Genomic DNA, 6,085 nt, shown 5'->3' with positions numbered 1-6,085 from the left:
GGTTCACGATATTGCGATTGCATTGGGAATTGATCCGGATAGCGATAATTTAGAGGAATTACGTTATGGCAAAGTTTGTATTCTTGCCGATGCGGATTCTGACGGTTTGCATATTGCAACCTTGCTTTGTGCTTTATTCCTCCGCCATTTCCCACAATTAGTGAAAAACGGGCACGTTTATGTGGCAATGCCACCGCTTTATCGTATTGATATTGGGAAAGATGAAGTGCATTACGCCTTAGATGAGAGCGAAAAAGAGGTGATTTTAGCACGTTTGTCCAAGAAAAAAGGCAAGCCGAATGTACAACGCTTTAAAGGTTTGGGTGAAATGAACCCAAGTCAATTACGTGAAACCACGATGGATCCGAGTACTCGCCGTTTAGTACAACTCACATTTGATGAAAGTGTGGATGTAGAAGAGGGCGAGGTCAGTACCTTTGAAATTATGGATATGTTGCTAGGCAAAAAAAGAGCGGAAGATCGTAAACAATGGCTGCAAAATCGAGGTGATGAGGCGGATTTAGCAGTGTAAATGTAGGGCGGGTCCTGAGCCCACCCGAGAATATTTACGGATAGGTACATCTCCCTATACCAAGTAAACTATAAAGGCATATAGGAAAAATAGTTGGTAAAAAGTAGCTTAAAGTTTTATATTACAAGGCTTTAGGCTACCTTTTTGAAAAATGCACAAAAAACTGTCCTTTTTGCCAATATTCTCCAATACAGAAAATATGGCACTCAAAATAATATTTAACGTTATAAATGTTCAAATTGTAATAGAACATTTACTTGCAAACAAAAATTAAATCCTGAATTAATTTGGTATGATTATTCTGTTGGAAAACAAACGCAAAAACAATTAGCCGATAAATGTCATTGTTCTCCCCGAACAATACGCCGATATTTAGAAAAATCCCCTAAATCCTTATTAAAGCTCCCTTCTCATAAATATCTTAATTTAATTATTAATATCACCTTCTTTCATCGAGATTTGGGTGTAATGGTATTTATCGATTCACTGTCTAAAAAGGTGGTGTATCATCAAATCGTAAGAACGGAGAAAGATATCTACTATAAGAAAGCCTTAAATTGTTTGCGAGACAAAGGCTATATAAATTCAATCCATTACCTGTGATGGCAGGTGGGGGGGGGTAAAAGATATGTTAAATACGCCTACGCAAATGTGTCAATTTCACTTAGTCGCTATTGTGATGAGAACGTTAAGAAAGAAACATCAATCTCACACAGGTAGAGAAGAGAATTGAAATCTATTATTAAAACGTTAAAAACGAGCTCAAGAAATTAATTTTATTTAAAAATATATGATTGGAAAATAAAACATAATCATTTTTTAAATGAACGTTCAGATAAACCGAACGAGAAGGAAAATATCCGTATAAGCATCGAAATATCATAAGTGCATTAGCAAGTATTAATCGGTATTTTGACTATTTATTTACTTATGAAAAACGCCTTGAATTAAATATTGAAAAGACAACAAATAGGATAGAGGATTATTTAAGAAATTAAAGGATAAGTTAAGACCATATAGTAGCTTAAGGAGAATGCATAATATATTGTTTATACAGGATTTTTTGAATAAGAGTTGGTAAGAATACACAAAAATATTCATTACCAACTGTTTTGTCCTATAGAAGTATAAAGTGGCAAAAGACCAACTATTTTGTCCTATATGCCAATTTATTCAGAATTTTGCAAATTTTTTAATCAATTTAACCGCTTGTAACATAACTAGCCTGTATTTCGCATACCGGCTGCGATACCTGTGATGGTAATCATCAAGGCTTGCTCAAGTTCAGGATCAACATTTTCGCTTTGACTACGAATGCGGTGCAATAATTCCACCTGTAGTAAGTTAAGCGGATCTGTGTACACGTTACGGAGTGCAATGGATTCAGCAATCCAAGGCAAATCTGCCATTAACTGCCCATCGTGAGCAAGGGCGAGTACGGTTTTGAGATCGGCTTGTAATTGCGTACGTAGTGCTTTGCCTAAACGATGTAAATTTGGATCAACTAAACGTTGATCGTAATATTCCGCCAACCAAACGTCGGCTTTACTAAATACCATCTCAAGCATTCCAATACGTGTTGAGAAGAAAGGCCATTCATTACACATCTCTTTTAATAGTTTTTCATCGCCTTCGTCAATGAGTTGCTGCAATGCTTGCCCCGCACCTAACCAAGCAGGGAGCATTAGGCGGTTTTGCATCCAAGCGAAAATCCACGGGATAGCTCTTAAGCTCTCAACGCCACCTTTCGGATTGCGTTTTGCCGGGCGTGAGCCAAGCGGTAAGCGAGAAAGCTCTTGCTCTGGCGTTGCCGCTCTGAAATATGGTACGAAATCAGCTTCACCACGTACCATATCACGGTAAATTTGGCAGGAAATTTCCGAGCCTTTTGCCAACACGTCTCGCCACTTCTGTTTTGGTTCCGGTGGAGGGAAAATATTCGCTTCTAAAATCGCACTAGCGTAAAGCTCTAAACTTTCTACTGCCACAGCCGGTAATCCTAATTTAAAGCGGATCATTTCGCCTTGCTCGGTTACTCGTAAACCATTTTTCAGTGAACGAGGAGGTTGTGAGAGTAAAGCAGCGTGAGCCGGAGCTCCGCCACGTCCGATAGTCCCTCCACGCCCGTGAAACAGGGTAAGTTCAATATTGTATTTTTCACATAAATTGACTAACGCTTCTTGAGCTCGATATTGTGCCCAGCCGGCGGCTAACATTCCTGCGTCTTTGGCAGAATCGGAATAACCAATCATAATCATCTGGTAATTATTGATAATGCCACGATACCAGCCGATATTAAATAAATCGGTCATCACTTTTTCACTGTGATCTAAATCGCCGAGAGTTTCAAATAGTGGTGCAACAGGAATAGTGAATTTGCAACCGGCTTCTTTGAGCAATAAATGCACCGCTAGAACGTCTGAGGCTTCACGAGCCATTGAAATTACATAAGCAGAAATTACGCCTTTAGGTTGCTCTGCGACGATTTTACAAGTATCTAGCACCTCTTTGGTTTCAGGGCTTGGTGTCCAGTTATGTGGAATTAATGGGCGGCGAGAGGTAAGCTCACGCACTAAGAAGGCTTGTTTATCATCTTCTGTCCAATGCGAGTAATCACCTAAGCCGATATAGCGAGTGATTTCTGCAATCGCCATTTCGTGGCGAGTGCTTTCTTGGCGAATATCTAAGCGTGATAATCCTAAACCAAAGCATCTGACTCGGCGTAAGCAATCAAGTAATGCACCATTTGCGATAATTCGCATACCACAAGCTTGTAAGGATTCATAACAGTCAAATAGAGGCTGCCAGAGTTGCTCATCTGAAGTTAAAATTTCAGTTTCATCAATAGTTGAGATTTTATCTTCTAAGAGTTCTGCATAGTAAATTTCGGTATTAGCCAATTTCTGGCGTAATGCTTTCAGTACCACACGATAAGGCTCTAAATGCTCTCCATATTTTGCACGAAAGTCTGGTGTACATTGTGTAATAGAGAGCTCTTCGGTGAGCTGTTTAATATCTTCTAAGAATAACTCAGCCGCTTTCCAACGATTCATTCTTAATACACGGCGAGTGGTTTCAGCGGTTACAAACGGATTACCATCACGATCGCCACCCATCCAAGAAGAAAAACGAACAGGAGCAAGGCTAACAGGATATTGTACTCCAAAGTGTTTTTCTAAATAGAAATTGAGTTGGCGGCAGAACTCAGGCACAGCAGTCCACAAGCTGTTTTCAATGACTGCCATACCGCCTTTGGCTTCATCAACAGGTGTTGGGCGTTGAGTTCTAATTTCATTGGTGTGCCAAGCTAGAGCAATCAGCTGCATTAAACGGCGTTTGATTTTATAACTTTCTGCTTCAGTTAAGTCATTATGTTCTAAAAGATCTAAACATTTATTGATTTCAACGTGTTTGTGTCCAAGTGAACGGCGAGTTACTTCCGTAGGATGAGCTGTTAGCACTAAATCAATCATTAGGCTTTCAACCGTTTTAATCACTTTTTCAACAGGAATATTTTGTGATTTTAAACGAAGAAAAAGTGAATCTAGAGAACGACTACCCAATGATGTATTCGTATGGTGGCGAGAAATAGTTTGATGCTGTTCGGCAATATTCGTTAAGTTTAAAAAATGGCTAAATGCACGAGCAACAGGCAGAACATCATTGTTAGAAATGTTGGCTAATTTATCTAATAATTGATTACGGGCAGTTTCATCACCGGAACGTGAGTTTCTGGATAAAACGCGAATACTCTCAATTAAATCAAGAATATAGTCGCCTTGTGCATCACGAATAGTTTCGCCTAAAAATTCCCCTAACATTTGAATATTGTGGTGTATGCTTGAATATGGCTGATTCATAAAAATTTCCTATGCTAAACATAAATTTAATTAAGTCTAAATATGCCTAAAATGGGTAGAAATAGCAAATAGATTTAATTAAAAATTTGAATTAAATGATCAAAAACAAAAAATTGTTGTCTAATCTACAACTGGCAACTAAATGCCTTTTTATCACAAGAGAGGAATCAGATGAAAATGATGAAATCATTTTATACTTTTAGTTTAGCATTATTAATTGGCGGAGTGAGTTTACCTGCTGCCGTTTTGGCTAATCAAAGTTATCAAACTACGGAACAAGGCTTGCAATATAAAGTGATTAAAGCAAGCAATGGCAAAAAGCCGAGCATCAATGATGATGTGGAAATCCGTTTTAAATCTTATAACGAGAAAGGCGAGTTATTTGAAGGCACGCTGAATAATGTTCCTGTAATTTTACCTGTGCGAGATATGTTTCCGGGACTTCAACAAAGTTTGATGCTGATGCCGGTAGGCTCAGTTTATGAATTTAATATTCCTAAACATTTAGGCTACCAAGAAGAGGGAAGTAAAGCTAAAAAGCCTGTGTTATATCGTATAGAATTATTAAGAATTAATCCTTAGTTTTAATAAACAAGCGGTCAAATTTTATAAATATTTTGTAAATTATCAGCATATTAGTCATTTATGCAAAAAATTATCAAAAATTGACCGCTTGTTTGCCTATAACAAGTACAAAAAAGCGGGAATTTATCCCGCTTTTATACGATGTAAGGATTATAAAATCTCTTTCGCTTTTGCAACTACGTTTTCAACAGTAAAGCCGAAGAGTTTGAATAATTGGTCCGCCGGTGCTGATTCACCGAAACTATTCATTCCTACAACTCGACCTTCAAAGCCAACGTATTTATACCAGAAGTCTGCAATTTGAGCTTCAATTGCAACACGTTTTGTTACTGAACGTGGTAATACAGACTCACGGTATGCTTCATCTTGTTTGTCAAACACATTGGTGCTTGGCATTGAAACAACGCGAACTTTCACACCTTCGCCATCTAATACATCTGCGGCTTTCATTGCTAAATCAACTTCAGAGCCTGTTGCGATTAGGATTAAATCCGGGCAAGTACCTTTTTCACAGCAATCACGCAAGATATAGCCACCACGAGCTACATTTGCTAATTGTTCAGCAGTACGCTCTTGTTGTGCAAGGTTTTGGCGAGTAAAGATCAATGCTGAAGGACCATCTTTACGTTCAACAGCAGCTTTCCACGCGATTGCAGATTCTACTTGGTCTGCCGGTCTCCACGTTTCTAAGTTTGGAATCAGGCGTAATGAAGCAGTTTGTTCTACCGGTTGGTGTGTAGGACCATCTTCACCTAAACCAATTGAGTCGTGAGTATAAACGTATAATACACGTTGTTTCATTAATGCCGCCATACGCACAGCATTGTGAGCGTATTCATAGAACATTAAGAATGTTGCACCGTAAGGAATAAATCCACCGTGTAGGGCAATACCGTTCATAATCGCAGACATACCAAACTCACGTACACCGTAGTTGATGTAGTTACCATCTACATTGTGATCTGCTCGGATTGGTTTTGAGCCGGACCATAAGGTTAAGTTAGAACCTGCGAGGTCTGCTGAACCACCTAAAAATTCAGGTAATGTTGGTGCATAGGCTTCAATCGCATTTTGAGATGCTTTACGGCTTGCGATATTTGCCGGATTT

The 6,085-nt window shown here is 38.8% G+C and carries 3 protein-coding genes and 1 pseudogene; 2 read left to right on the top strand and 2 right to left on the bottom strand.

Annotated elements, in window-relative coordinates; genetic code table 11:
- Window positions 1-532 (top strand): annotated as a pseudogene (locus tag ACJHV0_RS06040) (DNA topoisomerase IV subunit B); the annotation flags it as partial.
- Window positions 533-1,752: 1,220 nt separating this feature from the next.
- Here ACJHV0_RS06040 and ppc read toward each other — a convergent pair.
- Window positions 1,753-4,392 (bottom strand): phosphoenolpyruvate carboxylase, encoded by a 2,640-nt coding sequence (gene ppc / locus ACJHV0_RS06035; protein WP_483133665.1) that lies wholly within the window; start codon window positions 4,390-4,392, stop codon window positions 1,753-1,755.
- A 177-nt stretch (window positions 4,393-4,569) separates the two neighbouring features.
- Between ppc and ACJHV0_RS06030 the strand changes: the two genes are divergently transcribed.
- Window positions 4,570-4,974: an FKBP-type peptidyl-prolyl cis-trans isomerase gene (locus ACJHV0_RS06030; RefSeq protein ID WP_334228933.1), complete on the top strand. Its 405-nt coding sequence runs from the start codon at window positions 4,570-4,572 to the stop codon at window positions 4,972-4,974.
- Window positions 4,975-5,127: 153 nt separating this feature from the next.
- Here ACJHV0_RS06030 and ACJHV0_RS06025 read toward each other — a convergent pair.
- A partial coding sequence (locus tag ACJHV0_RS06025; protein WP_483133664.1) for a transketolase-like TK C-terminal-containing protein occupies window positions 5,128-6,085 on the bottom strand: 958 nt, incomplete at its 5' end.

Source organism: Mannheimia sp., from assembly GCF_056854775.1.
The sequence above is the reverse complement of the archived record's forward strand: the minus strand, read 5'-3'. Positions and strand labels throughout refer to the sequence as shown.